This is a genomic window from Pseudaminobacter salicylatoxidans (assembly GCF_003148475.1).
GTDB classification, from domain to species: Bacteria; Pseudomonadota; Alphaproteobacteria; order Rhizobiales; family Rhizobiaceae; genus Pseudaminobacter; species Pseudaminobacter salicylatoxidans.
In genome coordinates this window covers 24,894-49,079 of sequence record NZ_QGGG01000010.1, presented here as the reverse complement: position 1 = coordinate 49,079, position 24,186 = coordinate 24,894, and the positions used below count along the sequence as shown (strand labels likewise).

At 59.3% G+C, this 24,186-nt stretch carries 43 protein-coding genes; 14 read left to right on the top strand and 29 right to left on the bottom strand.

From position 1 onward, the window contains the following. Window positions 1-56 precede the first annotated feature (56 nt). The 12 genes from C7441_RS14635 (at window position 57) to C7441_RS14580 (ending at window position 6,461) form a co-directional block, all read left to right on the top strand. Window positions 57-326: a GapR family DNA-binding domain-containing protein gene (locus C7441_RS14635; protein WP_109613628.1), complete on the top strand. Its 270-nt coding sequence runs from the start codon at window positions 57-59 to the stop codon at window positions 324-326. Between the two features lie 356 nt (window positions 327-682). Further along, window positions 683-1,597 (top strand): helix-turn-helix domain-containing protein, encoded by a 915-nt coding sequence (locus tag C7441_RS14630; RefSeq protein ID WP_109613524.1) that lies wholly within the window; start codon window positions 683-685, stop codon window positions 1,595-1,597. Window positions 1,598-1,647: 50 nt separating this feature from the next. Continuing rightward, window positions 1,648-2,265: a hypothetical protein gene (locus C7441_RS14625; RefSeq protein ID WP_146201487.1), complete on the top strand. Its 618-nt coding sequence runs from the start codon at window positions 1,648-1,650 to the stop codon at window positions 2,263-2,265. Then, entirely contained in the window at window positions 2,255-2,686 is a 432-nt protein-coding gene (locus C7441_RS14620) for a hypothetical protein (RefSeq protein ID WP_146201486.1), read from the top strand. The genes C7441_RS14625 and C7441_RS14620 overlap by 11 nt, the downstream gene beginning before the upstream one ends. Next, complete coding sequence (locus tag C7441_RS14615) at window positions 2,687-3,214, top strand: hypothetical protein (protein WP_109613521.1); 528 nt, start codon at window positions 2,687-2,689, stop codon at window positions 3,212-3,214. A gap of 93 nt (window positions 3,215-3,307) precedes the next feature. Further along, the gene (locus tag C7441_RS14610) at window positions 3,308-3,670 is read left to right on the top strand and encodes a hypothetical protein (RefSeq protein ID WP_109613520.1); all 363 of its coding nucleotides are present in this window, start codon (window positions 3,308-3,310) and stop codon (window positions 3,668-3,670) included. A 1-nt stretch (window position 3,671) separates the two neighbouring features. Continuing rightward, window positions 3,672-4,082, top strand: a complete 411-nt coding sequence (locus C7441_RS14605) for a hypothetical protein (protein WP_109613519.1) — start codon at window positions 3,672-3,674, stop codon at window positions 4,080-4,082. Further along, window positions 4,082-4,612 carry a hypothetical protein gene (locus C7441_RS14600; RefSeq protein ID WP_109613518.1) on the top strand — a complete coding sequence of 177 codons (531 nt, stop codon included), beginning with the start codon at window positions 4,082-4,084 and terminating at the stop codon, window positions 4,610-4,612. The genes C7441_RS14605 and C7441_RS14600 overlap by 1 nt, the downstream gene beginning before the upstream one ends. After that, complete coding sequence (locus C7441_RS14595) at window positions 4,609-4,797, top strand: hypothetical protein (RefSeq protein WP_109613517.1); 189 nt, start codon at window positions 4,609-4,611, stop codon at window positions 4,795-4,797. Before C7441_RS14600 ends, C7441_RS14595 begins: the two co-directional genes overlap by 4 nt. Beyond that, the gene (locus tag C7441_RS23780; RefSeq protein ID WP_146201485.1) at window positions 4,794-5,498 is read left to right on the top strand and encodes a hypothetical protein; all 705 of its coding nucleotides are present in this window, start codon (window positions 4,794-4,796) and stop codon (window positions 5,496-5,498) included. Before C7441_RS14595 ends, C7441_RS23780 begins: the two co-directional genes overlap by 4 nt. Next, entirely contained in the window at window positions 5,495-5,782 is a 288-nt protein-coding gene (locus C7441_RS14585) for a hypothetical protein (protein WP_109613515.1), read from the top strand. The genes C7441_RS23780 and C7441_RS14585 overlap by 4 nt, the downstream gene beginning before the upstream one ends. Window positions 5,783-6,221: 439 nt before the next feature. Further along, window positions 6,222-6,461 (top strand): DUF982 domain-containing protein, encoded by a 240-nt coding sequence (locus tag C7441_RS14580; protein WP_109613514.1) that lies wholly within the window; start codon window positions 6,222-6,224, stop codon window positions 6,459-6,461. On the opposite strand, the gene C7441_RS14575 is transcribed toward C7441_RS14580, so the two are convergent. The 29 genes from C7441_RS14575 to C7441_RS14440 form a co-directional block, all read right to left on the bottom strand. Further along, window positions 6,454-6,687, bottom strand: a complete 234-nt coding sequence (locus C7441_RS14575; protein ID WP_109613513.1) for a hypothetical protein — start codon at window positions 6,685-6,687, stop codon at window positions 6,454-6,456. The genes C7441_RS14580 and C7441_RS14575 overlap by 8 nt on opposite strands. Beyond that, window positions 6,677-7,210 (bottom strand): hypothetical protein, encoded by a 534-nt coding sequence (locus tag C7441_RS14570; protein WP_146201484.1) that lies wholly within the window; start codon window positions 7,208-7,210, stop codon window positions 6,677-6,679. Before C7441_RS14570 ends, C7441_RS14575 begins: the two co-directional genes overlap by 11 nt. A 245-nt stretch (window positions 7,211-7,455) precedes the next feature. Further along, window positions 7,456-7,830: a hypothetical protein gene (locus tag C7441_RS14565; protein WP_109613511.1), complete on the bottom strand. Its 375-nt coding sequence runs from the start codon at window positions 7,828-7,830 to the stop codon at window positions 7,456-7,458. Window positions 7,831-7,931: 101 nt separating this feature from the next. Continuing rightward, on the bottom strand, window positions 7,932-8,285 hold the full coding sequence (locus tag C7441_RS14560) for a DUF4406 domain-containing protein (RefSeq protein WP_109613510.1): 354 nt from the start codon (window positions 8,283-8,285) through the stop codon (window positions 7,932-7,934). Continuing rightward, window positions 8,286-9,140 (bottom strand): hypothetical protein, encoded by an 855-nt coding sequence (locus C7441_RS14555; RefSeq protein WP_146201483.1) that lies wholly within the window; start codon window positions 9,138-9,140, stop codon window positions 8,286-8,288. It lies immediately after the preceding gene. Beyond that, window positions 9,133-9,591: a hypothetical protein gene (locus tag C7441_RS14550; RefSeq protein ID WP_109613508.1), complete on the bottom strand. Its 459-nt coding sequence runs from the start codon at window positions 9,589-9,591 to the stop codon at window positions 9,133-9,135. Before C7441_RS14550 ends, C7441_RS14555 begins: the two co-directional genes overlap by 8 nt. Before the next feature lie 48 nt (window positions 9,592-9,639). Continuing rightward, window positions 9,640-10,521 carry a ParB/RepB/Spo0J family partition protein gene (locus tag C7441_RS14545; RefSeq protein WP_109613507.1) on the bottom strand — a complete coding sequence of 294 codons (882 nt, stop codon included), beginning with the start codon at window positions 10,519-10,521 and terminating at the stop codon, window positions 9,640-9,642. Beyond that, window positions 10,521-10,877 carry a hypothetical protein gene (locus C7441_RS14540; RefSeq protein WP_109613506.1) on the bottom strand — a complete coding sequence of 119 codons (357 nt, stop codon included), beginning with the start codon at window positions 10,875-10,877 and terminating at the stop codon, window positions 10,521-10,523. Before C7441_RS14540 ends, C7441_RS14545 begins: the two co-directional genes overlap by 1 nt. Beyond that, entirely contained in the window at window positions 10,870-11,061 is a 192-nt protein-coding gene (locus C7441_RS14535) for a hypothetical protein (protein WP_109613505.1), read from the bottom strand. The genes C7441_RS14540 and C7441_RS14535 overlap by 8 nt, the downstream gene beginning before the upstream one ends. Then, window positions 11,062-11,469, bottom strand: a complete 408-nt coding sequence (locus tag C7441_RS14530) for a hypothetical protein (RefSeq protein WP_146201482.1) — start codon at window positions 11,467-11,469, stop codon at window positions 11,062-11,064. Between the two features lie 80 nt (window positions 11,470-11,549). Then, on the bottom strand, window positions 11,550-12,152 hold the full coding sequence (locus C7441_RS14525; RefSeq protein ID WP_146201481.1) for a DUF488 domain-containing protein: 603 nt from the start codon (window positions 12,150-12,152) through the stop codon (window positions 11,550-11,552). Between the two features lie 90 nt (window positions 12,153-12,242). Next, window positions 12,243-12,704 carry a hypothetical protein gene (locus C7441_RS14520; RefSeq protein WP_109613502.1) on the bottom strand — a complete coding sequence of 154 codons (462 nt, stop codon included), beginning with the start codon at window positions 12,702-12,704 and terminating at the stop codon, window positions 12,243-12,245. After that, on the bottom strand, window positions 12,689-13,006 hold the full coding sequence (locus C7441_RS14515) for a hypothetical protein (protein ID WP_146201480.1): 318 nt from the start codon (window positions 13,004-13,006) through the stop codon (window positions 12,689-12,691). Before C7441_RS14515 ends, C7441_RS14520 begins: the two co-directional genes overlap by 16 nt. 5 nt (window positions 13,007-13,011) lie before the next feature. Then, a complete protein-coding gene (locus C7441_RS14510; protein WP_146201479.1) occupies window positions 13,012-13,440 on the bottom strand; it encodes a hypothetical protein in 429 nt (142 codons plus the stop codon). Between the two features lie 12 nt (window positions 13,441-13,452). After that, entirely contained in the window at window positions 13,453-13,809 is a 357-nt protein-coding gene (locus tag C7441_RS14505) for a hypothetical protein (RefSeq protein ID WP_109613499.1), read from the bottom strand. Window positions 13,810-13,883: 74 nt separating this feature from the next. After that, window positions 13,884-15,443, bottom strand: coding sequence for a DUF4942 domain-containing protein (locus C7441_RS14500; RefSeq protein WP_109613498.1), 1,560 nt, complete (start codon window positions 15,441-15,443; stop codon window positions 13,884-13,886). After that, a complete protein-coding gene (locus C7441_RS24085) occupies window positions 15,440-15,580 on the bottom strand; it encodes a hypothetical protein (protein WP_170125145.1) in 141 nt (46 codons plus the stop codon). Before C7441_RS24085 ends, C7441_RS14500 begins: the two co-directional genes overlap by 4 nt. Beyond that, complete coding sequence (locus C7441_RS14495; RefSeq protein ID WP_109613497.1) at window positions 15,580-15,915, bottom strand: hypothetical protein; 336 nt, start codon at window positions 15,913-15,915, stop codon at window positions 15,580-15,582. The genes C7441_RS24085 and C7441_RS14495 overlap by 1 nt, the downstream gene beginning before the upstream one ends. Window positions 15,916-15,928: 13 nt before the next feature. Next, the gene (locus C7441_RS14490) at window positions 15,929-16,240 is read right to left on the bottom strand and encodes a hypothetical protein (RefSeq protein WP_109613496.1); all 312 of its coding nucleotides are present in this window, start codon (window positions 16,238-16,240) and stop codon (window positions 15,929-15,931) included. A gap of 3 nt (window positions 16,241-16,243) precedes the next feature. Continuing rightward, entirely contained in the window at window positions 16,244-16,552 is a 309-nt protein-coding gene (locus C7441_RS14485; RefSeq protein ID WP_109613495.1) for a hypothetical protein, read from the bottom strand. Between the two features lie 84 nt (window positions 16,553-16,636). Then, window positions 16,637-17,485: a hypothetical protein gene (locus C7441_RS14480; protein ID WP_109613494.1), complete on the bottom strand. Its 849-nt coding sequence runs from the start codon at window positions 17,483-17,485 to the stop codon at window positions 16,637-16,639. A 279-nt stretch (window positions 17,486-17,764) separates the two neighbouring features. Continuing rightward, complete coding sequence (locus C7441_RS14475) at window positions 17,765-18,499, bottom strand: DNA N-6-adenine-methyltransferase (protein WP_109613493.1); 735 nt, start codon at window positions 18,497-18,499, stop codon at window positions 17,765-17,767. Then, window positions 18,486-18,683, bottom strand: coding sequence for a hypothetical protein (locus tag C7441_RS14470; RefSeq protein WP_109613492.1), 198 nt, complete (start codon window positions 18,681-18,683; stop codon window positions 18,486-18,488). The genes C7441_RS14475 and C7441_RS14470 overlap by 14 nt, the downstream gene beginning before the upstream one ends. Window positions 18,684-18,685: 2 nt before the next feature. Continuing rightward, the gene (locus tag C7441_RS14465; RefSeq protein ID WP_109613491.1) at window positions 18,686-18,958 is read right to left on the bottom strand and encodes a hypothetical protein; all 273 of its coding nucleotides are present in this window, start codon (window positions 18,956-18,958) and stop codon (window positions 18,686-18,688) included. A gap of 121 nt (window positions 18,959-19,079) precedes the next feature. Further along, window positions 19,080-19,277 (bottom strand): hypothetical protein, encoded by a 198-nt coding sequence (locus tag C7441_RS14460; protein ID WP_109613490.1) that lies wholly within the window; start codon window positions 19,275-19,277, stop codon window positions 19,080-19,082. Continuing rightward, window positions 19,277-19,645, bottom strand: coding sequence for a hypothetical protein (locus C7441_RS14455; RefSeq protein ID WP_109613489.1), 369 nt, complete (start codon window positions 19,643-19,645; stop codon window positions 19,277-19,279). The genes C7441_RS14460 and C7441_RS14455 overlap by 1 nt, the downstream gene beginning before the upstream one ends. Next, the gene (locus tag C7441_RS14450; RefSeq protein WP_109613488.1) at window positions 19,642-20,058 is read right to left on the bottom strand and encodes a hypothetical protein; all 417 of its coding nucleotides are present in this window, start codon (window positions 20,056-20,058) and stop codon (window positions 19,642-19,644) included. Before C7441_RS14450 ends, C7441_RS14455 begins: the two co-directional genes overlap by 4 nt. Next, window positions 20,058-20,336: a hypothetical protein gene (locus C7441_RS14445; RefSeq protein WP_109613487.1), complete on the bottom strand. Its 279-nt coding sequence runs from the start codon at window positions 20,334-20,336 to the stop codon at window positions 20,058-20,060. Before C7441_RS14445 ends, C7441_RS14450 begins: the two co-directional genes overlap by 1 nt. A gap of 103 nt (window positions 20,337-20,439) precedes the next feature. After that, a complete protein-coding gene (locus C7441_RS14440; RefSeq protein ID WP_109613486.1) occupies window positions 20,440-21,165 on the bottom strand; it encodes a DUF2786 domain-containing protein in 726 nt (241 codons plus the stop codon). Between the two features lie 99 nt (window positions 21,166-21,264). Here C7441_RS14440 and C7441_RS14435 point away from each other — a divergent pair, with 99 nt between their 5' ends. Both C7441_RS14435 and C7441_RS14430 read left to right on the top strand, forming a co-directional pair. After that, complete coding sequence (locus C7441_RS14435; protein ID WP_109613485.1) at window positions 21,265-23,412, top strand: Hint domain-containing protein; 2,148 nt, start codon at window positions 21,265-21,267, stop codon at window positions 23,410-23,412. Continuing rightward, the gene (locus tag C7441_RS14430; RefSeq protein ID WP_109613484.1) at window positions 23,384-24,130 is read left to right on the top strand and encodes a ParB/RepB/Spo0J family partition protein; all 747 of its coding nucleotides are present in this window, start codon (window positions 23,384-23,386) and stop codon (window positions 24,128-24,130) included. Before C7441_RS14435 ends, C7441_RS14430 begins: the two co-directional genes overlap by 29 nt. Window positions 24,131-24,186: the final 56 nt, after the last annotated feature.

The following is a 24,186-nucleotide window of genomic DNA, read 5'->3' as shown; positions in this document are numbered from 1 at the left end:
CGAAAGCCGTCACCGATCCGCGTGGTCGCGATCCCTCTGATCGTGCAACGGGCGAGATGTTCGATGATGAAGAGACTGGCGCGGCGGCAGCGCAAACCATTGCTGCCGGCCAACTCCGAGCCTTCATCGAGCGCATCGAACGGCTTGAAGAGGAAAAACAGACCGTCGCCGACGATATCAAGGACGTCTATGCCGAGGCAAAGGGCACCGGCTTCGACACCAAGGCCCTGCGCGCCATCATCCGCCTGCGCAAGAAAGATCAGGCCGAGCGCCAGGAAGAGGAGGCGATCCTCGACCTCTACAAGGCCGCTCTCGGGATGGAATGACGTACATTTACCGTGGGCTGATGATCCCCGGCCCATGGTTTCGTTCCCGGCAACAAAAGGGAGGCTTGGGAATGAAAGAAGATACACGATCGGCATTTGCCAGAGAGGTCGAGTTGATCCTTACTGGTCTATGCACGGTAGCAAGGAATGAAGGGGAGGAGGCAGCTGAAAGGCTTGCCAGAGCCCATCTCAGTGCATCTGTTGCGTTCCTGGAAGAAACATCAGGAAACGAACGAACGTTGCAAATCCTTGCTTCCACGATCGGCGCAATTCGGCCCACGCGTTCGGGCCATAGTTGATCGGCATACCATTTGTACTTCGTAGGAATGCCGCTCTGTCACAGTTGAGAGAGCGACATGAATGACACAAAAGCGTGGACATGGCGCCACGCCATAACGAGGTCAGGACTGCCGCCGACCACGCGGCATGTCTTGCTCACCGTTTCCCTGTTTATGAATGAAGTTGGCGGTGGCTGTTACCCAACTCAGAAGCAGCTTGCCGAAGCCACAGGCTTGTCGGAGCGTGCGGTGCGCGAGCATCTCGACGTTGCGCAGCGGGCCGGATGGATTCTGCGCTCGGAACATGGCTTTCGCGGACAGAAATGGCGCAATCACGAATATCAGGCGTGCTGGCCGGACCCACAAAATGTAGAAAAAGGTGCGGAACCAGATGCCGGTCCTTTTTTGGAAGGTGCGGAACCTGACGCAGAAAGGTGCGGAACGTCACGCCAAAAGGTGCGGAACGTGGTGCCGCCTACCAGTCCAGACACCAATCCAGATACCAGTCCACCAGACGCGCAAGCGCGTGGGGGTGAGGATCAATTCGATATTTTGTGGTCTGGCTGGCCGAAGGATCAGCTTCCCGACAATCAAGGGTCCGCCCGTAAGGCGTTCCTTGCCTTGAGCGTCGAGGATCGTGAGAAAGCCGTTTCCGGCGCCGACCTCTATCGGCAAACGATGCTCAAGCGCAGCAAACCTCGCCGGATGATCCCGTATCTCCGCGAGGCGTTATTCCTCGATTTCCACGACAACCCGACCATCGATAAGGACGGCGATTTCGTCTTCAAACCGGGTCATCCAGAATGGTCTGCATGGCTTGGAGTCATCCGACGCGAATACGGCGACGCAGCGGTTCAGCGGGCTGTGGCTCGTGGGTTTCTGTGCCGGAAAACAAGGTGGCCCGAGGGCTATTCGCTTGACCAGAAAGTAACCAAAATGGCACCTTACAAAAGTGATTTGGTTTCGGAGCCGGTAACCTCGGGCGCGCAATGACAAGCCTCTTTCGTGATAGTCCGCGGGACCTTGAGAAAAGGATCGATCGATTGATCGAACACTTCCGCCATGCGGAAAGCATCTTCTTCGTACAGGCCAAGCGTGGTCTGCCGACGCCTCGTGACCTTCTCTGGATATTGATCACCGATGCGGTGCGCACGGCACAGCATATGCCGGATCTGGATCGTGCCGCCGTGTCTCGGGTCGGTTCAGCCATGCCGGCGGCGCGCGATACCGAAAGCGATGCTCACCAGCGTCAGCTCTCGCGGCTGATGGACGGCATGCCAGAATATGACGCAACAGGCGTTCGCGTCGTGGTTCACGAAACCGACGTTGATCGGATGGTCGACATACTGGACCTGCTTCGTTTCGTGGTCGGAGGCCACAATGGCAGGGACGTGTTGCGGATGAAGCGATGCGTTGTAGCACGTGCTGCCGGACTGACTATCGAACAGTGCGGTCGCGTCTACGACAAGCATCGTCAGGGCTTCGACCGAAGGGCGATGTGGGACATTCGCACCCGTGTCCTTGGACAGATTTTGGCGGGGATTGAGCGTGAATTTGGCCTCGTCCGCACGAGCAGGTCGTTTCGTCGCCTCACAGTTCGGGAAATCGAACAGCGCGCCAAGGCCCGCAAGCACAGGGAGGCTGAGGCAAATGCGGAATGACGTCGCTATGCCGCGTGATGTCCTTCGCCGCCGGAAGATCGGTGGTTATGCCGCGCTTTGCGCCATTGGCATTGATGCCGAACCGGGCGTGTTCCGTGTAGGCGCAGTCGAAGACGTCGAAGTTCTGCTGTCCCGGCTCCAACTCGGAACTTGGCATGATCTCCATTTTTCCCGGCTTCTCTGGACGCCGGGTATTGAACTGGCGCGCACCGTAGCGGCCGACGCTGAGAAGTTCCTGTCCGACATCGGCGCGCATCTTGGAAGGCACTGGTATCGAACCGATCTTGACATCATCGATGACTTGTTCACGGCAGGGATAACCAAGCTCAACGCCAAGGCTTGGCATCCTCACGAATTGCTGGCCCGTCTTCAGACCCAGGCCAACCGCGAAGCAGATCGCTTTAGCGAGGGGGTCTTTTAGATGTTCCCAACAGCGGACCAGATAGCTATCGCTGTGGTGAGAGCCTGCCGACTGACAGGCAACGACCCCATTCGCACCGTATCGTTTTCAGAAACTTCCCGAGGCCGCTTCATCGCAATGGCGGCGCTACTCGAAGCGTTCCCTGATGCTCGTCGGATTGGACTTGGCCAATGCTTGCGATTTCCGACGCCTCGCGCCAGCCAGGCTGCCGTCATCACCGCCAGGAAACAGAAATGGTGGCGCGACGATTGGGTTGACGAGATTGTCGGCGTTCTCGTCAGCGATCAATACGATGATGAAGACGGCGAAGCGTCTGAGCCGAAAATCGTGGCAGCGCCTGCGCCCAAAACTGTATCGCTGCAACCAGAAATCCACTTCGACCAAACCGAGCGTCGGCTGATCTCCCGCATGTGGAGCAAGGGCGCCAACGCGGCATGTATCGGCGCTGCTATAGGCGCCGATGGCGACATGATCCGCATGTTCGCAAAGGCCAACCCTCACATCTGTCCGGCACGAGGTGAGGTATGAGCATCATCGTTCGCCTTCTCCGGATTTCCCGCCGCCTGCGCCGCCGCGCAATCCCGCGCGTCGTCTGCACTGGCATCACCATGAGGATAGATCATGTCAAAGGTTAAACTCCGCGCCGTCACCGACGAAAACCTTGATGTCGGACTCGATGATACCTTCGTCGAGGAAGCAAAGACTGAAATCCAGACACAGCATTCCGAGCCGAAAACCGTTCGGGAAATGGTTGGTGTAGCGGCTCGCACGCTCAAGCGCTGGATCGAGGAAATGCGCTCGGCCGAGGCTGATTTGGAAGCGGACAAGGCGGCAGCTACGGCCGAGTTCGAGAAGACCGTCGCAGATGCAAGGAACCTCATGGAAGATCGGCACACAAAGGCCGACCTCGACCTCAAGCAGCTTCGGGAGACGATGAAGTCTTTGGAGCCGGCCCGCGCCGATCTTGCGGAGAAGGTCTCCTGAAATGAATGACCGCGGTGACCCCGAAGACATCTGTGCCGAAGACTACGAACTGGAATCCTTCCGGACCGATAGCGGCGCGAGCATCATCCACCTGTGGCTTATCGTCTTCGGGATCCTGCTCGTTCTTTGCGTCACGATATTCTGGTTCATGACCGCAAGCGAGGCGCACGACGCGACGGCCGAGCGGAGCTACGCCATCGAATGTTGTCCCAACCGGGACTGTGGCCAGGTTCCGGCAGACTGGATTTCGGGAGGGCCGGACGGAGTCCGCATCATCCCAACCGGCGAGGTCATTCCCTATTCGGATACCAGGATCAAGCAAAGCCCGGATGGGCAGATCCATTGGTGTCGACCGCCGGAAGTCCCGTCGCCCCGTACGATCTGCATCTATCTACCGTTGGGAGGAGCGTAGTGGGCAAGCGATCGTCATTCCCCCGCAGGCCGCAAGACGCCTATGACACGCCGGCAGACGCCGTCCCCGCGCTGATCCCGCATCTGGTCGGAGTTCGGACCTTTGCAGAGCCATGCGCGGGCAACGGTTATCTGATCCGTCATCTTTCTCACTTCGGACTCGAGTGCATCTATTCCTCCGACATCAAGGAAGGCGTGAACGCGCTCGACGTGAGTGATTTCGGCAAGGTTGATGCTGTGATCACCAACCCGCCATGGTCGCGGGACGTACTGCACGCGATGATCCTGCATTTCCAGGCCATTGCTCCGACCTGGCTCTTATTCGATGCTGATTGGGCCTACACGTCTCAAGCAGGTCCCTTCCTCGACCAGTGCAGCCACATAGTCGCTGTTGGCCGCCTGAAATGGATCGAGGGCAGTAAGCACACGGGCAAGGACAATGCGGCGTGGTTCCGCTTTCATGCCCAGCACGTCGGTGGACCGAAACTGATCGGTAAAAGGTCAAAAACCGAACTGGCGGTGGCGGCATGATAGACGATAGAGCCAAGCTCGATATGGTTCGAGCATCGATCATCGCCAAGAGAACCTGGCTGGATAGTTTCTCCAGAGGGAGGAAGAAGCGCCCCGACCATGAGATCGAAAAGCAGAGGCATGACGTCTTGGTTCTTCTGGCTATCGAGGAGGACTACGTCGCAAAGGTCGAGAGGCGCGGATGAGACACACACGCTCGTCCGCCGAAGTCGAGATCCGAGACGCAGTGGTGAAGCGTTTCCGTGAACTCTGGCCTGACGCTCGCATCATACATGAAATGAACGTCGAGCACGGATCAAGTCGCGCCGATGTTGTCGCGGTCCAGCCTGACCGCCTCTGGATATGTGAGATCAAGAGCAAAAAGGACAAATTGGATCGTCTCTCTGGCCAGATCGCCGACTTCGGTCCGTGTTGTCATGGCATGATCGTTGCTGCGCATGAGAAATGGACCAAATCTCCGGGGATGGAGACCATGAAACACGGCATAATCAGGCAGATTCAATCACCGCTGAGCCTCGCGCTGGCCGGAACGCGTCGCTGTTATGATATCTGGGAATACCCAGAGCCGAACAGGGAAAGTCGTTGGCGCAACTGGTCCGAGCCATACCGAGCCGAAGTGCCTTGGTACCATCGAATGCTGATGTTGCTCTGGGCTGATGAAATCCGCTCCGTCGCCAGTGAGCATCGCGTTTCATGCGACCGCCGAACGCCGGCCTACAAGCTAGCTCCCGAGATTTCGCGCTTGCTTAGCGGCAAAGAAATTGAGACGGCGGTCTGCAAAATGCTGCGTGCCCGCGAGTTTGCGGAGGCTGACCCACCAATGGCGGATGAGGATAGCTCGGCCGCCGCTCGCCCCAATCTTTATCGTCAGGAGTCCATGCTTTGAACGGATATGAAGCGCGCGGTGTCTGGACCGGCTTGTATTGGCGTGGCGAGTTCAGGTGCGCAGACCAGGGGGATTTCCGCGTCGTGCAGATCAACGGCAAAGAAGGTCGTTTCGAGAGCAGAGAGACTGCCGAACTTGCGGCGCACAAGGCGCTCGCCGGCTATATGAACGGCAACCTTGTCCGTTTCGGTGGCTCCGTGTCCTTCAAAGAAGCGGCTAAGAATGCAGCGGATCAGATCTTTCGCAAAGGCGGCAAGGTCATTCCAGTGGAGCGGCGATCATGAAAGGCTTTCGAGAAGGATGGGCGGTCAAGGGTTCTAGCGCCATCGCTCACTATTTCCGGCGCCAAGGCGTTGGGATCGCCCGATCTCTGTGCGGCTCTCAGGATGCGCCTGCAGGATGGCTGCTCGCAGCCGGTCAAACGACGTGCTGCGAGCGGTGTGCCAGGATACGTGATGGGGAAGTCGCAAAACAGGCCGAGAAATCGACAGGGGACCCCCAGAGCGAGTGCGGACACTCTTTTGAGGGTGATGGAGGGGATTGCGCCTGACGCGCCTTGGCGGTCTTCTAGGGGCGAAATTAAAATGCCCGCCGCGAGGACCAGTCGCGACGGGCCGCTGCCCACGGAGAAAGCAGCGTTTTCCTTAACCCATTATCGAGGCGCCATCAGCATTACTCACGACGACCTCCCGGAACTTCCGCGATCCATCCGCATTGACGGCGATGCAAGAACGCTTCGAGCCTGTCACGATCATGCTGACCGTTGGCCAGATGCGAAACGTCACCTCCGTCATCGAGGTTGGCGAGGCGCTGCTTGACGCCAGATGGCCGGATAAGAAAAGCCAGGTCTACAAGGAAGCGGTTTCGGCCTGCGTGGCGTGGAGTGAAGGTCTTGCCACGCTCGAGAAGGTCCGTGAGGCGTTTCGGGATGCGGCCGCCGTTGCCGATGTGCTGATCAGGTAGCATCGTCGGCCTCCGGGAGATAGGCGCGAAGCAAGTCTATTTTGGCTTGCAGGCTTTCGATCTCAGACTGGAGCAGGTGCGGCGCAGCGTCCGCTATGCGCATCAATGTCTCCGCTGTCTCCTTGTGCGTGAAGGGACGTGCCGTCTCATGATGAAACCCTCGCAAAGCCGTCTGAAGCGAGGCATCATTGAGAATGTCATGGAACTGCTGTTGCTTAGGTGTCATCACGCGCTCCTTCTGCTTCGAGGGAGCGGAAGAGGGCTATCAGGAGGGCGATTGCGCCATTAGGTGATCCTGCCGGCTCCATTTCCCGCATGTAGTCGGTGCTGAATAGCAAGCGGCGCGGGCTGCTGATGCGCGCGATCCAGAGGCCGTTGTAACCTTCGAAAACGCTACGCTTCCACCCCGGCCTTACCCGCTCCACCAGCGCAACGGCTGCGTCGAGGCTGGCGGTGATTTCCGGCACGCGCATGCTGTTCATCAGCACGAAAGCGCCGTCTCGCTCTATGAGCAGAGTCTCCCCCTTGATCTGCTTACGTGTTGCATGGAACCATGCGCGGTCCTTGCCGGGAAATCGCAAGCCTAAATTCCATGAGGGCTGGTCATCAAGGCGGATGTAGCCAATAGGACCGCCATCCTCCTTGTGCTTGCCGACCGGCGAAGCGAAGAGATCGAACACGATTTCAGCATCCACCTCCCGATCCGACCCCGTCAGATTCTCCAGTCTCGCAATAAGGTCAGCGGTCATGGCTGGCTCCTTCGGTGGCGTGCTGGATGCGAACGCGAACGCGAACGATGCGGCATCCCTGCCGATAGGCTCGTTTCCAGCCCTGCCTTTCCGTCTCATCTTGACGAGCCCAATGTGCCCCTAAGTACTCGATAACGGCGGACCTTGTGTAACGGACGCTATTAGTAATTATGAACGGGTGCGGGCTTCCATTGCTCCAGGCAGCAGCCCACGCTAGTTCGTCTCGATAGATCGGATCGCCCATTTCACGCGCCTCCCTTCGGCCGAGCGGAGAGCGGAGCGGCGGTAAATGCTTTCACTGGTCCGGTTGCTGGGATAAGCGCGCGCCCTAACTCTCCGCGAACGACATATACCTCGTCACCTCTCGCCAGCTTGACCGGGATGCTTTCATTCTGGATGCCGTGGCCGCAACCGCTGTGTTCTCCGATCAGTTCCGCCAGCAGAGATTCATGGTTTTCTCCAAAGCTGACCTGTTCGCATGGGCCACCTCCGCAGGTGCATGGCTTTTCGGCCCACATGCATTCCGCCCCAGCTTCCACAGCTTCCACCTCTCCAGCAGGAACGATGCTGAAGCCGGCGGCTGTGAGGGCTGAGATGATGCGATCCGTCTTATCGAACATGCCGCAATCGCATGGGCCGCGTTCGGCTATGAAACCTGATGCGCGGCAGGCCGAACTATGGCCGCCTGGATTTAGCTCGCGCGCTATCGCGTCTCTGGCTGTCATGGTCCACCTCCCACATCATCGATGATCGGCAGGTGCTCGGATTTCCAGAGCGCCCATTCGATAATCTCAAGTCCGCAGTTATCTGCGAGGCCGCGCTCGGTGGTGGCACCCTTTGAGTCCTGCCAGCCAGGCAGGAGAACGATTGTGTCGGCTCGGTTACAGATGAAATCGCAATACTCCGCAAACGCTCGCCTCTTTGGGAAAACGCCTTCCGTCCAGCAGAATTCACGCGGGTTGTAGACCTCGTGGCCTTCCGCGCGCAGCGCAGTTGCTACGCTCATGAATAGCGTGTGGTTTTTCTCTGGCATCCCGGAGATCGGACCGCTCAAGTAGATCACGCGCTTCGCCATCTACTCGCCCTCCCGCCTTGCCGGATTTGCGAGGGCGCGGATCGCGGCGGCGGCTTTGTCAAAGCACCACGCGGTAGTCGCGTCTTCCTTTTCGCCACGACTGATTTCGGTGGGATCAGCCGGGCGCTGTACTTCGCACCGCTCCCACATCGCGTTGGCGATCTCGGAAAGGTGCTTCGCCGCTTCCTCCAGCGCCTCCCGCCTTGCCTCTGCGTCGGCAGGGGCGGGGATGGATGCGGAGAGGGCGGCGCGGGCACGCTCTATGTGATCCTCGGCTTCCTCGAGCGAATTTTGGTCTTGGCCGTATCCTGGCGTTTTGACGGCGTGATCGAGAAGCTCGACGAGCTTCTCCAGCATACCGGACAACCGCGCCTTGTCTGCGGCAAGGGCGTCGCGCTCGATGCGGGTGGCATGAAGCATTTCCTCGAAGTTATCCCGCTCGTTTTCGACGCGGCTGATCTCCGCCCGCGCCTCGGCAAGCTCGCGCTCACAGGAGGGGGCGGATACCACCACAGAGCGAATGCGCTGATCGTAGTCGGCTTGCGCGGCGGCTTTTGCGGCTTCTAGATCGTCACCGGCTTGACTGAATTTTCCTGCTTTTCCATTCCGTGTAACGCGCCAAGCGCCGCCTGCGTATGCGGTGTAAATCTCTCCGAACAGTGTTACCGCGTCGGCATCGCCGTTGCGATATTTCCCCCAATCCAGCGGCTCCACCTGTACCGGCTCGCCCCCGGCGCGGAGGGCGGCTTCGACTGCATCGATCTGCGCGACCATCCAACCTGGCTTCGCGTTCTCGGCTCTGCTGTCGAGCCAGATGCGCGCGTCCTTCACGAATTTCGCTACGGCGTCAGACATCTCCACCCTCCTTCGCGAGGGTGGAGCGGGCGACGCTGACGAGATCGTCATAGAAGCTCCACGGATCACCGGCGGGGTTTTCAGGCCGCCCCTCTGCGATGTTTGCGAGCGCCGCCTCCAGTTTCTTCACCCGTTCTTCTGCTGCCTCTGCGCGGGCAGAGAGAGCGAGGAGAGTGGTGGCGGCTTCGTGCTGGATAGGTGACGTTTCGAACCTTCGAACGAACTCGTTCGGGTTGTCGGGCTCTTCACCGGAGCCAACTGCCCCAAGGCCGTCCGTGATCGGTATACGATAGATCCCGCGCAACCGGTCCACCAGCCCAGCCACAACCCCGTCTCGCGCAGCGTGGGTGAGGTAGGCGGTTATGGCCGCGTCCAGTGCAGCGCGTTTGTCGAGCGTGGAGCCGTGATAGAGGGACCAAGCTGCTTCCAGCGACTTCGGGTCGAGGGTCATCGTGATACGCTCCTGTCTTTCGAAAAGTATGGGCAGGCCATGTTTCCCTCACATGAGCATCGTGCGGGCGTGAGCCTCGCGAAGCTGCGCTTCCATTGCCCGCGCCGTGCGCGAGACCTGGGCAAGCGTGTCGGCCAAATGATCGGCCCGGTTCGGGTCCACCGTCTTGATTGCGATCAACTCTCCGTCACGGAAACCGGATGCAATTGCCGACACGATCCGCTCCACCATGCGCTCCATACGGTTCATCGCAGCGACGTCATCCTTTGTTGGCTCCGGTCGGTTCTCGTGATCGAACATTCCGGCTTGCGCGATCCGGTCGCGAACGGCCTGCGCCGCGGCGCGGACGCCGGCCCAATCCTTGAGTTTCCCTGCGGAGAACAGACGGACGATATTCACCTGATCCACCTGCGGCAGATCGGCGATGTAATTGGCGTGTCCGAGCGGGAAGGCTCCTGAATCCACAAGCGTCTGGATCGTCTCGGCGAGATTGAGGAGCGCGGTTCGGTCAGTTATGCGGCGCGGTTGCGAGAGGCCGAGATCCTTCGCTAATCTCTGGACCGTCCAGCCACGGTCGAGCATCGCCTGAAATGCCTTCGCCTCTTCGATTGGTCGAAGATCCGCGCGGGCCAGATTCTCCACAATTGCCTGCAGCGCCATCTCATCGTCGTCTATGTCGACAACCTCACAGAGGATGGTTGGCTTCTTTCCGAGCAATCCTTCCTCTGCAAGTAGACAGTGCGCGCGCCACCGGCGCTCGCCGCCGACGATCTCATAAATTCCGCCCGGCCGCTGGCGAACCGTGATGGCCTGCATCAATCCGCGTTCTCCGATCGAGTTGGCCAGATCGCGCAGGGCGTTGGCCTCGAAAGTCTTCCGAGGCTGTGATGGGTTCGGATGGACCTGGGAGAGTGGGATGCGCTTTTTCATCACGCGCTCCCCTCGGTCTTAGCCGCCATCGCGGCGCGACCTTCGAGAATTTGGCCATATTCGCGAAGCTCGGTATCGATCAGACCCATGCGCCTCAAATCCCGCGCAGTCGGAACTTCGCCACCGTCGAGAAAGACCATTATGCTGGAGAACAGATGAAGCGCACCGGCCATGAACGCCTGCTCCAACTCCCGGCGCTGCATGTCGGACGGCTGCTCTGTCGGAAAGCAAGCAGCCATGTAGCCGACGAATCCTGCTTTGATGAGGAGGCCTTCGTCCGCCAGCTTGTGCGTCAGATTCTCGGCTTCGGTCTGGATCGGTGTCATGCGTTCGCGCCTGCGCTTTGCCTCACCCATTGGTCAGACCCTCCGCTACCAGCAGAGCACGGATCATGACGATCGCCGTATCTGCTTCGGTCCGTGTGCCGTAGATTCCCTCGTAGAGGGCGTGAGCTTCCGTGCCCCATGCGGGGCGCGGCTCTTTGCTGTTCGTGCGATGGGCAATGCGCCACGTCGCATCCATGAAGTGGAAGGCGTACATTCAGCGCCCCTCCTCAATCTTCTCTGAGAGCGGCCGGAGCACCTCTTCCCAAATCGCCTCACAGACGGGATTGGCGCTAAAGTCGGACACGACGTCCCAGCCATCGTTGCCGTAAATCAACTGGAACCAGCCGGCGCGCGTGCCGTCCTTGTCCCGGATGACGATCTGGTCTTCGTCGGTCGAGAACAGCGCGGCCATGATCTGGGCTTTGTCCGTCGAGCGTTTCACCACCCATTCCTCGCCGTCGTTGACGGACACGGCGTATCCGCGCTCGATGCAGGCACCGACCAGAGCGCGGCACAGACGGCGCTCGGCTCCGATGCGCTTGGCAAGCGCGGGGCTGTAGTTCCGATGGTCAGGATTGCGGGCATCCGCAATGGCTTCATCAAAGCCAGTCTTGATGGTCATGGTCATTCTCCGTGGTAGGGAACATGTTGCCAGAGGATCAAAATGTGTAGCCATATTGGTTACAATAATGGCGTCGGTCATCAGATGATCCGCTGGAACTTGCTCTTGAGGACTTCCGCCGAGATCGCGCAGCGTCTGCCGTCGGCTGCCTCGATCATAGCTTGGTCGACATTCTCGACATCGTTTCCGCGTACGGTCCATTGAATCCCGTTCCGATCAGTTGCCGTTGATCCGATGTAGGGAGAGGCATCGAGCGGAATGGGCTTGGCGGGATGACGGTATTGGCTCGGGATTTTGGGATGCTTCCACCCAGCGCCGCGGTCTTCCATGCCGTATTCGAAGACGTCCAGTCCGAGCGAATCCTGAAGCCAGGCAGAAAGATAACCGCGATGGCACCAATCCGCGTCCTTTTGCGGCGCCTCGTAGCAGAGCAGCGCGCAATCCTTCCCTGCGGACAGGTCTTCCAACTTTGCAACGGTCTTGGAAGGATCGAGCTTAGACAGGCTCTCGAAGAATAGCTGTTTGTAATCGCGGAGGTTCGCCGTCTGAAACCATGGGCCGGGAGCTAACTCGGGCATCCGGCGATAGCCGGCCGGGTAGGCGCGAGGAGTGCCGCGCGATACGCCGATTTTCTGGATTTCGGGAGGTAGATTAGTGAACCATGAACTTGTGTAGATGCGCATTGAGTGGCCGCTTTCTGTGGTAGGAGGTGACGATTGATATCATAGAGAACAGGCGCGAAATGTCACCATAAAGGTGTCGCAATGTAACCATTATGGCGCGTTGCTTTTGCTAAGCGCCTGGGTTAGATTCCCAGTGTCTTTTGCGCAGTCCTTCTGTGCAATCCTGTGGTAGGGATTAGACAGGCCGACTTGGGGAAACCCGGTCGGCCGCAATTTTATCGGGCGCCGTGTTTCTGTCGAAACTCGGGCGGGCCAGTGGACCCATCGGGTGACCATCTCGTAGCCATAGTGGCGCGGAAGCGACTTGATGTCGTCCATCTTTGTGCGACCGCATAGGATGCCGTTACCGGGATATTGGGGACCATCCTGCAGAAGGCGGAAGCTGGTTGCTTTCGGCTCTGCTGATACCCACAGGTCGAGATCGTCATTAAGTTCGATCCGGTGTGCGTAGTCGCATCGAAGCACCCACGCAAGGAACGCTTCGGAAAGATGGTACGGCGTTTGCAAGTCCCAGACCTTGCGGTTCTTCGCATCAATCATGGCGTAGCGCATAGCAAGCTCCGGTTGTTCATGCGGGATTCGATGACGGGCACCTTCACAGCCTCGAAGATTGCGCTGTGCCAGCGGGCAAGGTGTGTGTGGTATCGAGGGTCGAGGTTGCGTTGGCGGGCGCGTGCTGCTTCGCGTTCCAGCCATTCCAGACGATCGTTATCGGTGGGGTGATAGAGTAGCGCGCGGAAGGCATCCGCGAGCAGCATGTCGAGCGCGTAGTCGCCGGTGGCGCCGAGTGGGCTGACGTCGCCGTGCCAGTGGCCCCACATAGCCAAAGCGTCGAGAATCATAGGGGATGCCATGCCGATTACCCGCTGCTGTCGACGGACATGTCGAGGCCGCATTTGGCGCAATGGCCCCGGTGATAGCCGTAGCGCTCGCGTTCAGGATTGCTGGTGTTCACGTGCTCGTGCTGGCAGATAGCGAAGCGCGCAACGCGGCCTTTGCTACGGTCCCAAAAGATTACGTATCCTTCGCCGGTAAGCGCGCCACCTTGAGTGGTCTTGAGCCAGTATCGAGCCCAATGGCCCCAGTTCGAATTGCTGCCTTCGAACTTGGCGTTGTTGATGCCGTCGACGGTGACAAGCCCGCCGCCAGCCGCGATATGGGCGATTCCGGTTTCGAGCGGCAGTTCCTCGAAGTTCGGCAGCATAGCCTTGCCTTTGATGATCGGCATCAGGTCAGCTTCGAGATCAAAGCCGTTTCGCCGTCGCGGAGAGATTGATGTATCGGCCATCAGTCGCTCCCCTCAATCAATGTTCGCAGCAACGAGATCCGCAGTGTCGCGGCACTCAGGCAGGTTCGTCATCGAGGCGAAGTACCGCTGCACGCGCTGGGCGCTTTGGAACTGTGAAAGCCACTTCGCGCCTTCCGCCTGCCAGACCTCGTTCGAAGGGTCATCAACCAGGGCGCGGATGATCGCGTCTCCGTCAAAAGCAATGGTCGGGTGAGGATGGCGGATGCCCTCAGCGCGTCCGATCCACTCTGCACCGTGGCGCCAGCCTTCATCGTGCATGACGGTCCCGACGCGGTGGTTCACAAGGCGCTCGATGATGGCGTTGCAGCGGATGGCTGCGGGATCAGTTACGGGAATAGCGAAAGACATGGTCGACTCCGTGGTAGGGAAGATGTTGCAAAGAAATCATACCAAGTAACCAAAATGGTTACAATAGAACTATGCTAAAAATAGCTGCGGCTGCCGTCCTTCCAGAGCTTGACTGTCACGGTATTGACGTAGGTTCCGACCTCGGCAAAAGAGCCGGGAGGAAGGTCTCTGAACTGGCCTTTCATTCTCTCGACCAGCGCGCGGAAGGCCGTCGCCTTCTTTGTCTCGCGGAACTCGGTTCCGGCCGACATGATTGCTGCAATGCAGCCGTCTGGCTTGAGGAAGTCGAGGGCATGGACGAAGTGATCTATATCGCGCTCAAGATCGAAGGGCGGGTTCATCACGATTCGATCGTAAAGCCCGGTGACTGACGGTCGAAGCGACAGGAAGTCGGTGGCGTACACCTTGCGGTAGATGCGTTCCGCTTCGAGCTGGGCCGCAAGGTGCGGCTGCATCTCGACCACGTCCACTCGGTTGTCGAAGCGATATTCCTTTGCGTGACGCTCCCTGCCGCCAGACCAATTGTCCAATTCGCTGATGGTCCGTATGCAGCGCCGCGCCAGATTTCCGGTGCCGGCGCTCGGCTCAAGGATCGTCAGTGGTTCCTTGTCCTTGCTTTGCAGCAGCGGCACGCCCTTGAGGAGATCCTGGGCGGCAGCGTCCGGCGTTGGATAGAAGCCGAAATGCTTGGCCGGCGTGCGCTTCACGTTGGCGAACGGATCGGCTTCCTTGGTCATTCCGTCGCCGATGACCTCGCCGTAGTATTCGGCCAGCAGCTTGTTCACCTTCTCGACCAGATCGTCGCGCGTGAACCACAGGTGGGCATTGCCGTTCTTGTAGCCGACGACTTTGAAATACTCGCCGTGATGCTCGGACTGCCGAGGGCCATAACCGCGTCTCTCGTTGTCGATCTGGCCGATGATTCCGCCATAAGCGAGGTTCGGCTTGCGCCCGTCGAGGATGCAGAACGTCCGTTCGATGTCCATGATCGTGTCGCGCGTGGAGCCGTAGTCGAATGACCCGGAATAGCTGCTGAACGCATAGGTCAGGATCACGCGGCTGCCGACCTTGAATCCATCATGCGATCGAAAGCGCCGATCCAGCGTGGAGAATGCCGTGGCGATGCCGCGCCGAAAGATCATTTCGGCTTCGCCAGCCCACTTGTCGATTGTCGCGTAGATGTTGTCGGCCGTGACAGGAGGGATGCCCATGATCTCGTCCAGATTGACCAGTTCGTGCGTCTCGCCGCTACCGCGACGGTAGTTTTCCGGCACCCATTTCAAGCTGTCGCGCAACTCGTCCTTGGCCTTGCGGTCCATGAGCGCATCGAGGTCAGTCATCTGGACGAGGTATTGCCAGACGGAAATATCGATCAAGCGAACGGCCGTGCGGAAGAACTGATCGCGGTCGGGCAGCTTCACAGCTTGGAAGAACGCTTTCACTTCGTCTGCATCGCTGCTGTAGGCGCTGCTCGACGTGTGCTCGCCGGCGGCAGACTTCCAAAGCAGGGCGGCTTCCTTGAGTTTGGTATCGGCGCACTGAATGCTATCGAAAGCAGCATGGTAGGCGCCGACCGCCGCGTCTCGATACGCGACGATCTGCTCAATGGTGTTGCGAGGGATGATCGCGTTCATTTCGCTTCTCCGACGGGCTTGGCGCTCACGGCCTTGTGCATTTTCTGGAAGGTGAAGACGTCGCTGCGCTCGATGATGATCTCGTAGCGCTTGGAGCCGTCCGGCAGGGTGAACTCGTATTCGGTGGGCTTCGGCATCAGTCGAGCCTCGCGATTTCGTAGCTGCCGTCAGGCTGGATGATCGACAGCACCGCGCCGGGATAGAAAACGATCCGCTCGTCTCGCAGCTTTCGCTCTGCCACCGGCGGTAAGGCGCGATCTCCGGGATACTGGATGAAATCGCGGTCATCCTTGGTGAAGCCGGGATTCGGACGCCAGCCGCCATAGACGTAACGTTCATTGAATTGCTCGCGCGCCGGGCGGGGGTCATCATCGCTCAGGAAGCAAGGAACATAGCCCAGCCCATCCGGCGTCATTTGCGGATGGATCATCGTCCATCCGGTGCAGTCGACTTCGTAGCAGTTGATCGTCATGGCCTTGCTCCGCTCAACTGACATGGACATACCGGCCGTCAGGATCGTTCGCGCCGAGACCGCGATACACAAACCCCTCGTCCTCAATGGCGCGCGCGGTCAGATCGTCGTCATCCACGGCGGCGTTGGCGATCTCGGCTGCGATGGCTTTGGAAATGGCGGAACCGGCAAACAGGTTCTTGCCATCGACATAGACGCCATCGACGCTGACCTGGGGGGCGCCAGCATCAGGCACGACAGAAAGCTCAATCTCGCACTCAATGTCATAGATGACATCGATGCCGAGCGCTTCGTCGTGGATAGTGTGGCAGAAGGAATACCTCATCGGTCAGCGCTCCATGCCCAACTGACGACGCTCTGCGCGGGTTTCGGCGCTGTCGTGCCAGTTACCAACCTTGGCCATTTCTCGGGCGTCGGCCCGCTCCACTTTCGTCATCATCGCAAGGGAGCGCTCACGGTAGTTTCGGTAATAAATGCGATCAGCGGCGCGCTGGCGGGCATGCCAGTAGGCAAGGCGCTCATCGCGGCCAGCGGTTTCGCGCGGGGTGGTAGCCGCGTCGAATACCTCTCGCTTGATCCGTGCCCGGATGCCGTCAGCCTGACAGATGGTGCGGATGTTCTGTGCTGCGGTGGTCATTGGTCTGCTCCGTGGTAGGATTCGGAAATACGTTGTAACCACAATAACTTAGCAGGTAACCATATCGGTTACAAGGATAATAGCTTAAAAGGCCATCGCAAATTGACCTGATTTCTCCATGCGAACTGCAACACCAGAAGGTGTGAGGCGTGGCAAATTCGCGAGAAACCCGCGCTTTCCCCAAGCCGGATCGCCCTTGCGGGAATCGATCATTTCCTGCGGTGATGGCCGATGTGTTTCCTTGCCTTGATGGAAGGTCAGGCCGAACGGCGGCTTATGCAGCTTCGGCTCGGCAAGGCGCTTCCCATTGCCGTCGGAAAGCAGGCTGCTTTCCATGACGATGCGGCAGAGTTCATCAACCTCCATCTCCCCCTCGTCGGTGAAATAGCGCTCATGTGCGATACCGCCGATCATGAACGATCGATACCCTGTTTCACTGAAAAACGGTCGGTCGAGGTCGATAACCCTGCCGTCGAGGCCGGGACCGCCGAACAGGCCGGGGTAACGCACATCGGTCCGGCATCCGTGAACCGTCAACACAAAGCGCCCCGGCTGGCCGTGCATCGGGACTTCTCCGGGAATGGCGGCAAGCTGTTCGCCAAGCCATTGCGATGCCGAAATCCAGCAATCGAACCGCGACCGGCTGCGCGGGGGCCAAAGACGTCCGCCATTCTCGTGCTCTTCGCTGCGGCCATGCTCGGTGATGCGGTAGAGCACGTCGATGCAGGCCTCGATTACGAGATCGTATGGTCGCCGCCCAGCCTTGTCGCCGCGCATCATCGCGTGGTGGTATTGTTCGAGGGCTTCACTGGCGATCTGGACGAGATATTCGTTGCTGCCATCGCGGAGCATGGCGACGTTTTCCTCGATCTCCCGCCGGTGTTCTTCCGCTTCGATCTGCCAAGGCTGCTTCTTGGTAGCTTTCTTCGCCATGTCATGCCTCCATCCATCCTTCACCGTGAGGGCAGCGGAATGCCTTGGCGCAATGGCGTCCGCTCCCTCCCCATTCAAAATCGAGCGGATGCCAGACGCCGCAATGCCTGCAGGGGGCGCACAGCATCTGGCACCAGCCCTCACCATCGTAGAAACGCCGAATTGTCGTCGCGCCGTCGTCCCGCCAAACGGTCGACAAATGCGGGCCGTCTCCCGGCCACCGGCTGACGACAGGTGCCGGGCCGAACAGGTCCAGTTGCGCCGTGGCAGTGGAAGCGCTCAAAGCAGCCTCCCTTGCGCCATCTGCCACACGCCATCGCCCAAGGGCTCGAACGGGCCGCGCTGGAGGGATTGGCGGACCTTCTCGCGCCAGTGACGATTCCGTTGTGCCTTCGGGCTGTCGGCCAGCGCCCGGTAGAGCGTGTCGAGGTGGACCGCCTCGCCAGCTTTCTCGATGACTTTCGCAACCTCATCGACCCATGAGCCAACCGAGGCGAAGCCGAAGATCAGCGAGCGGAGGCGCAGCGGCACGAAGGCGCCCGGCAGGTCACAGGATGCGAGAACATCGGCATCGGCCGCACCGTAGGCACAGAAGACCGAGGGTGCGCCAGCATTGGCGTTGGCTCGAACGCCAGCAGCATCGTGGAAATGAAGCCGACCTTCGAGAAATAGCAGGGCGTCGGCGCCGCGCCACACCGTCTCGTGGAAAACCTGCGTTTCGGTGCGGGCGAAGATCAGAGCTATTCCTTGCCCATGCTCTGCCATACGGCCCATCCAGCGCCCGATGACGCTATTCGAATACGGCGGGTTCATCCAGACGCGACCGCGCCAAGGACGGATCAGCCCGTTTTCCTCGACGGTGTAATGCTGCCTGGCGGTCGGCCATGGTTGGTTGAGCGCAGCGCAAGGATCGAGGTCGAAGCTGTCCGCACCGCCGAGGGCATCCAGTACGTGTGGCGGTGTCAGCCACGTTTCCGTGCCGGCCCGCGCGCTATGATGGCTACCGATGGCCATTGGAACCTCGCGCAGTTCTGACCGCTGGCCACTCGAAGGCCATAACTTCGGTCTGCGTTTGATTGCCAAGACGATTGACTGCTTCGCCTCGTTCGAAACGTTTCAACGCGTCGGCGGGATCGACCGCCTGGATCGTGAATCGCTCGACGTGAAATGTGGTGCGGGTGATCTCGAAGATGGCCATGGTCAGGAATCCTTGGCGCATGCGCCGACCGGCGGCGAGAACGTGAAAACTACCGTATCGCCGTCCAGATCCTGTTGGATGCTGCCGGTGAGCAGGGCTTCAACGGCATCTCGCGGGAGACCGCCCCATGTGCCGCATACGACATCAATCATGTTCTTCCGGTCGCGCTCGAATTTATACCCATTCTTCGCCCAGGCGATCAGACCGGGCGCATTCAGAAAGGGAGAGGATGAAAGCCGATAGGTCTTCGGGGCTTCCGTGGTGGTCGTGGACATCGACTGTCTCCGTGGTAGGTGGAAGGAAAGGGAGGTTATGGAAGCACGCCCAGCCCTCTAAGGAAGGCTGAGAGCACGTCGCCTGTGAGCGCCAGATATGCCGCCCATGCCCATAGACAGATCATTGGCCAGCGCATGCCGCGGTCTCGTCGATCTCCTGCAGGTCGATCTTCGTCTGCTCGCCCTGCTCGTCGATGATGGTGAAGCAATTGGCGATGGAGTGCGGCCGGTGCATGACTTCCCATGCCCAGCGAGCGGCTTCCTCCGGACCGCCGTCGCCCTCGTAGTCGATGGTCCATTCGATCAAGTAGCGGGCCATCACGCTGGCTCCTTCTTCGGCTGTCTGGCGGATTGCAGCGCGCGGGCATGGCCAGCGTAGGTTCCCGCCATGTGCTCGTAGTGCTTTTGGAGGCCGCGCAGTGCTCGCGCGAGTGTTCCGTCCTCATATGCCCCGAGGAAAGGGGCGCGCAGGCCGAAACCAGCGCTCTTGACTGTGTACCAAGGACGATCATTGCCCTTGCCGGCGTAGTTGTCCCGGCGCACTACGACCAATGTGGAGAGGCGATTGAACCCGGAACTCTGCGTCCCGGTCGCTTCCATGTAGTCGTCGGTCGATGACTTATGGACCGTCCACGAATAGCCGGGCATGATCTTCGTCAGTTCGGCGCGGAACTCCTTCGGGGTCATGACGTAGCCTCCGCTTTCGCAATGGCCTCGGCGGTGCGAGGCTTGCCGTCCGCCTTTTCAAGCGCCGCGTCGATTTGCTGGATCACCGCCCAATTCTTGAAATCGGCCATGGTCCACTGGTGACGTGCTGCCAGCCACATTTCCTGCTTGGCCGCAATGAGTGCAGCGACAAGGTCTTTGGTCGGCTCGGGCGCTTTCTGCCGGCTCTCGATCAATGCGAACAGCCGCTCATAATTCGCATCCGGCATCCGCAGCGTTTCACGCACCGGGTTGTCTATGAACGCTTCCACCTGGTCGCGGTCGGATGCATCGGCCGTTCCCCAATTGCCGTCGATTACACCAGCGGCAGCAAGGTCGTGCTGGCCGAGATTGAGCAGGATGCGAATGGCGTTGTGAAAAGCGCGGGCGTCCATCACAGCACCGCTTTGATCGTGTTGTCGATCCGGTCGAAAAACTCCGTCGCCTTGACGACCTCGTGCTGGTTGGTCTTGTAGTTGTAGACCCGAATATGGACGCCATCACCGTAGGTCTTAGCGGCGATTTGGCATTCGCGGCGAACGGCAGAAATAGCCTGTTCAAGGATCGCGATGCGCCGAAGCGTGGCTTCCATAGCGGCTTTCGCGCCAGTCATCGCCTTTACTGCTTCCTTGTCCTTGGCGATCTGTTCTTCTGCTTTGGTGGTATCAGCCATGGTCCTCTCCGTTGATAAGGTGCCGTAATGGTTACAGTGTGCTTGACAAAACAGCCGTAGGAGAGGAAAAAGCAATCAAGCTCGCCCTTCCTCTCCGAGTAATTCAGCTTGCGATGGCACGCATTCCAGCGCCGCCATTTACCGGCCTCGAAAAGTTCGCGCGGTCGCCTGCCGCCTGACCGGCAGAAAAGGCCGATCCGTCACCTTTCATTCCGCCAGAGCGGCTACCTTTGCGAAGGCGCATGTCGAGTTGGTTGAAGGCGTGCTCGACCAGTTGCATTTTGACCACCACCAGCGAACGGCCATTTCCGGCCTTCTTCGCGTTGCGTTCTCGGATGAGGGCGTGCAGGCGACGGTCGATCCGGTCAAGACATCCGACCATGAAACCCTTCTGAAGCGCCCACGGGCCTTTGCCGCCACGATGGCCGCGTTCTTCCATGAACCGAATGGTCTGGTTGCGAACGAATAGGTCAAGGCTGCCCATGAGCCAGATGGCGAACTGGCGATCCTGTTCGGTGCCGAAGAAAGTATAGGTCGCTTCCTTCCGGTTCACCCAGACCTTGCAATCGCAGTATCTGGCGACGTTGTTCGCGAGATAGTCCTTGATGACGAAGGTCTTGAAGTCGTCGCGCGTCATGGCCTGCTTCGCGATCGTCTCGGCGTCGGCTTTGATGGCGTCCATCGTCAGGCCATACTTGTCCATCAGTTCGCGCGCCTTCTGCATGGCGGAAAGTGCTTCTTCTTCGGTCGCACCGGCTGCTGTGGTCTTGGCCATGAGCGCCTTGATGCGAGCTGCAACTTTCTTCTGCTGGTCAGTGGTGATGGTCATTTCAGGTCTCCGTGGTAGGAACTCATAAGTAACCAAATTGGTTACAGTGAACCTATACTTTTGCTGACCTGATGCAAGTGAAAAAGCGAGAGAAAATCAGTGTTTCAGGGCGTTGTGCCGAAAGAGTGCATCGCGCAAATCCTGCGCGTCATGGACGTCGAAAAATGGGGCTCAGTCTATAACTGCTGCTCTGGCACTTTCCGTTTCGAGCAGATCACGCTCGCCACGCATCCCGGCGTGCAGGTTCACTCCAACGACGTCTCGCTGTATTCGTCAGCCATCGCCGGCTATGTCATGGGCAAGCCGCTTGATTGGGAGTTCACCGGCGCGCTCGAGTTCGTCAACGAGTTCGATTATCAGGAGCCGGACCAGCGCCTCGCTGCCTTCGCAGTCGCCTTCAACCTGGGCCGCTTCGCCATCGGCAAGCCTAACGCCTACAAGGTCAAGCATCGAGACCACCTGATCGCGAATTTCGACAGCTACGTCGACAAAACACTGGAGAAGGTTCGGAAGCTTCCCGGCATGCTGCCGATCGCCAGCTATTCGCCGCGTGACTGGATCGAGCACATGGACGAGGCGATCGAGCGGAAGGCGGCAATTTTCAGTTTTCCTCCGTTCTTCAAGTGCCTCGCGCCCGAGCATCGCCTACTGACGGCCGACATGCGATGGGTGCCTTGCGGCGATTTGCGTGAGGGAGATGAGCTTTTCACCTTCGACGAATATCCGCAGCCCGGGAATCGCATGCGGCGCTGGCGGTACGCCACCGTCACGCACTCATCGCCTGGGGTGAAAGACTGCGTGCGGGTCAATCTCGACAATGGCGAGAGCATAGTCTGCACGGCTGATCACCCTTGGCTCGCATGGCGTGATGGTCCTCGGCCCATCGGGGACAGGGGCTGGGTCGAAGCAAAAGACTTGGTGCGGGCCAGCAAGTATCCGACGCGTGACGGGCTGATACACCACCACATCTATCGCAGCGTCCCGACGTGGACGCCGTCGGCGTCGTTCGATGATGGTTGGCTGTCGGGGATATTCGACGGCGAAGGTACGCTGGCGATGCCGGTTGGAAACGGGCATGGTTCCGCTACGCTCGCCATAGCGCAGGCTCCGGGATATGTCGCGGATCGCGCCGTCCACATTCTCCGTTCACATGGGTTTGACGTATCGTGGAGCGAGCGTCCGCCTCAGCAAGGGCACCACAAGCCGTTGCGCCAGATTTGGATCAATGGCGGGTTGCCAGAGATTCTTCGCGCCCTCGGCACATTCCGTCCTGGTCGCCTCATCGACAGGATGCGCAAAGATGTTGACGTCTCGCTTCTGAGTACCCGCAACAATGGCGGCGGCGACAAGATCCGCGTGGTGGATGTGGAGCCGCTTGGTCCGCAGCCGATCCAGAACATCAGCACGTCGAGCGGAACGTACATCGGGGAAGGCTACCTGATGCACAACTCCGGCTACGAGAAGATGTTCGAGTTCCTCAACGAGAACACCCGCTGGGAAGCTCCGAAGTACGAGATCTTCGATCCGAAGAACCTGCGCGGTCTGATCGACAAGGTTCGCAGCTCGGGCGTCCCGTTCTGCATCCTTTCAGACCAGATCTACGATGACCTGAAGCCGGAGATGGAATTTCACTCCGGGCGCGGCAAGCCTCACTACTGCTACGTCTCGACCGGTAAGTCTTCGTTCCTGCAACTGACGCCGAAGGAATCGCCCTTCCGGTACACGCCGGTGGACATCGATAAGATCGTTCCGGCCTCAACGGTGAGCATCGTCCCGGCCGAGGCCCGCCATATGACGTTCCTCAAGAACGTCTATCTCAAGAAAGGCATAATCCACACACCCGGCATGGCGAACTACATCGTTCATGTCGACGGGATGCTCGTGGGTGGCCTGATCTACGCCCTTCCGAAGTTCGGCGAGAAGAAATCGATCTACCTGCTCTCGGATTTCGCAATCTCGCGGGAAGGACGCTTGTCCAAGCTGGTGACCCGGCTCGCCTGCAACCGGGAAATCCTCCGCGATCTCGGCCGCCGCTTCATCAACCGCTACGACGACGTGATCACGACGGCCTTCTCCGATCATCCGGTCTCGATGAAATACCGCGGCATCTTCGATCTGACCAAGCGTGTCGAGAAGAACGAGCCCGCAGGCCGGTACATGCTCAACTACACGGGCGCTCGCCTCGACGAGAGCCCCGACGAAGCGTTCAGGTGGTGGTATGGCAAGCACTTCAAGCGAGGCAATTGACTGGAAAGCGCTCGACATCGAGCCGCGCAAAGTCGATCCGAACAAACTGAAGCGCCGGGAGAAGAATGCGCACTACATGCCGCCTGCCATGTTCAAGCGGCTGATCGAAAACATCCGGACCGATGGCCGCCTCACCACCACGGTCCTCGCCTGCCTGAACAAGGATGGATCGCTCGAGATACTTTCCGGGCATCACCGCACTGCCGCGGCAATCGAAGTCGGCCTGGCTGAGATCGACTGCCTCGTCATCACCTCGCCACTCACTGAAAAGCGCAAGGTCGCCATCCAGCTCAGCCACAACTCGATCAACGGCGAAGACGACAAGTCGCTGCTGGCGGACCTCTATGCTTCCCTCGACATCGACTCCAAGAAGTTCTCCGGCCTCGACGACAGCATCCTCGACATTGGTAAGGGCGTGACGGCTGCTGCCCTCGGCGCTGCCAACATCAAGTATGACGAGTTGCTATTCGCTTTCCTTCCCGAAGAGCGCATCGCCTTTGAGGCCGAGATGGAGAAGCTGGAGAAGCGAGCCAGGAATGCGCACATCAGCGTAGCGCCCCATGCGGTGTTCGACGACTTCTTCGACGCCATCATCCGCACCAAGCATCAGATGAACATCGTCAACTCGGGTATCGCTCTCTCAACAATGGCCGCTCTCGCCCTCGAACGCCTCGATCAACTGGAAGCCGAAAGGCAGGAACAGGCCGATGCAGCCTGACCGGCAATACTTCCCCGTGCGTCGTAACCAATCCCGCGCAAAGGCTTTTCCACTGT

Bases quoted from the DNA above. Each gene is read 5' to 3' on its own strand.
- C7441_RS14635 (WP_109613628.1), top strand. From the start codon at position 57: ATGTTCGATGATGAAGAGACTGGCGCGGCGGCAGCGCAAACCATTGCT.
- C7441_RS14630 (WP_109613524.1), top strand. From the start codon at position 683: ATGAATGACACAAAAGCGTGGACATGGCGCCACGCCATAACGAGGTCA.
- C7441_RS14620 (WP_146201486.1), top strand. From the start codon at position 2,255: ATGCGGAATGACGTCGCTATGCCGCGTGATGTCCTTCGCCGCCGGAAG.
- C7441_RS14615 (WP_109613521.1), top strand. From the start codon at position 2,687: ATGTTCCCAACAGCGGACCAGATAGCTATCGCTGTGGTGAGAGCCTGC.
- C7441_RS14610 (WP_109613520.1), top strand. From the start codon at position 3,308: ATGTCAAAGGTTAAACTCCGCGCCGTCACCGACGAAAACCTTGATGTC.
- C7441_RS14605 (WP_109613519.1), top strand. From the start codon at position 3,672: ATGAATGACCGCGGTGACCCCGAAGACATCTGTGCCGAAGACTACGAA.
- C7441_RS14595 (WP_109613517.1), top strand. From the start codon at position 4,609: ATGATAGACGATAGAGCCAAGCTCGATATGGTTCGAGCATCGATCATC.
- C7441_RS23780 (WP_146201485.1), top strand. From the start codon at position 4,794: ATGAGACACACACGCTCGTCCGCCGAAGTCGAGATCCGAGACGCAGTG.
- C7441_RS14580 (WP_109613514.1), top strand. From the start codon at position 6,222: ATGCAAGAACGCTTCGAGCCTGTCACGATCATGCTGACCGTTGGCCAG.
- C7441_RS14575 (WP_109613513.1), bottom strand. From the start codon at position 6,687: ATGACACCTAAGCAACAGCAGTTCCATGACATTCTCAATGATGCCTCG.
- C7441_RS14570 (WP_146201484.1), bottom strand. From the start codon at position 7,210: ATGACCGCTGACCTTATTGCGAGACTGGAGAATCTGACGGGGTCGGAT.
- C7441_RS14565 (WP_109613511.1), bottom strand. From the start codon at position 7,830: ATGTTCGATAAGACGGATCGCATCATCTCAGCCCTCACAGCCGCCGGC.
- C7441_RS14560 (WP_109613510.1), bottom strand. From the start codon at position 8,285: ATGGCGAAGCGCGTGATCTACTTGAGCGGTCCGATCTCCGGGATGCCA.
- C7441_RS14555 (WP_146201483.1), bottom strand. From the start codon at position 9,140: ATGTCTGACGCCGTAGCGAAATTCGTGAAGGACGCGCGCATCTGGCTC.
- C7441_RS14550 (WP_109613508.1), bottom strand. From the start codon at position 9,591: ATGACCCTCGACCCGAAGTCGCTGGAAGCAGCTTGGTCCCTCTATCAC.
- C7441_RS14545 (WP_109613507.1), bottom strand. From the start codon at position 10,521: ATGAAAAAGCGCATCCCACTCTCCCAGGTCCATCCGAACCCATCACAG.
- C7441_RS14540 (WP_109613506.1), bottom strand. From the start codon at position 10,877: ATGGGTGAGGCAAAGCGCAGGCGCGAACGCATGACACCGATCCAGACC.
- C7441_RS14535 (WP_109613505.1), bottom strand. From the start codon at position 11,061: ATGTACGCCTTCCACTTCATGGATGCGACGTGGCGCATTGCCCATCGC.
- C7441_RS14530 (WP_146201482.1), bottom strand. From the start codon at position 11,469: ATGACCATCAAGACTGGCTTTGATGAAGCCATTGCGGATGCCCGCAAT.
- C7441_RS14525 (WP_146201481.1), bottom strand. From the start codon at position 12,152: ATGCGCATCTACACAAGTTCATGGTTCACTAATCTACCTCCCGAAATC.
- C7441_RS14520 (WP_109613502.1), bottom strand. From the start codon at position 12,704: ATGCGCTACGCCATGATTGATGCGAAGAACCGCAAGGTCTGGGACTTG.
- C7441_RS14515 (WP_146201480.1), bottom strand. From the start codon at position 13,006: ATGGCATCCCCTATGATTCTCGACGCTTTGGCTATGTGGGGCCACTGG.
- C7441_RS14510 (WP_146201479.1), bottom strand. From the start codon at position 13,440: ATGGCCGATACATCAATCTCTCCGCGACGGCGAAACGGCTTTGATCTC.
- C7441_RS14505 (WP_109613499.1), bottom strand. From the start codon at position 13,809: ATGTCTTTCGCTATTCCCGTAACTGATCCCGCAGCCATCCGCTGCAAC.
- C7441_RS14500 (WP_109613498.1), bottom strand. From the start codon at position 15,443: ATGAACGCGATCATCCCTCGCAACACCATTGAGCAGATCGTCGCGTAT.
- C7441_RS24085 (WP_170125145.1), bottom strand. From the start codon at position 15,580: ATGCCGAAGCCCACCGAATACGAGTTCACCCTGCCGGACGGCTCCAAG.
- C7441_RS14495 (WP_109613497.1), bottom strand. From the start codon at position 15,915: ATGACGATCAACTGCTACGAAGTCGACTGCACCGGATGGACGATGATC.
- C7441_RS14490 (WP_109613496.1), bottom strand. From the start codon at position 16,240: ATGAGGTATTCCTTCTGCCACACTATCCACGACGAAGCGCTCGGCATC.
- C7441_RS14485 (WP_109613495.1), bottom strand. From the start codon at position 16,552: ATGACCACCGCAGCACAGAACATCCGCACCATCTGTCAGGCTGACGGC.
- C7441_RS14480 (WP_109613494.1), bottom strand. From the start codon at position 17,485: ATGGCGAAGAAAGCTACCAAGAAGCAGCCTTGGCAGATCGAAGCGGAA.
- C7441_RS14475 (WP_109613493.1), bottom strand. From the start codon at position 18,499: ATGGCCATCGGTAGCCATCATAGCGCGCGGGCCGGCACGGAAACGTGG.
- C7441_RS14470 (WP_109613492.1), bottom strand. From the start codon at position 18,683: ATGGCCATCTTCGAGATCACCCGCACCACATTTCACGTCGAGCGATTC.
- C7441_RS14465 (WP_109613491.1), bottom strand. From the start codon at position 18,958: ATGTCCACGACCACCACGGAAGCCCCGAAGACCTATCGGCTTTCATCC.
- C7441_RS14460 (WP_109613490.1), bottom strand. From the start codon at position 19,277: ATGGCCCGCTACTTGATCGAATGGACCATCGACTACGAGGGCGACGGC.
- C7441_RS14455 (WP_109613489.1), bottom strand. From the start codon at position 19,645: ATGACCCCGAAGGAGTTCCGCGCCGAACTGACGAAGATCATGCCCGGC.
- C7441_RS14450 (WP_109613488.1), bottom strand. From the start codon at position 20,058: ATGGACGCCCGCGCTTTTCACAACGCCATTCGCATCCTGCTCAATCTC.
- C7441_RS14445 (WP_109613487.1), bottom strand. From the start codon at position 20,336: ATGGCTGATACCACCAAAGCAGAAGAACAGATCGCCAAGGACAAGGAA.
- C7441_RS14440 (WP_109613486.1), bottom strand. From the start codon at position 21,165: ATGACCATCACCACTGACCAGCAGAAGAAAGTTGCAGCTCGCATCAAG.
- C7441_RS14430 (WP_109613484.1), top strand. From the start codon at position 23,384: ATGGCAAGCACTTCAAGCGAGGCAATTGACTGGAAAGCGCTCGACATC.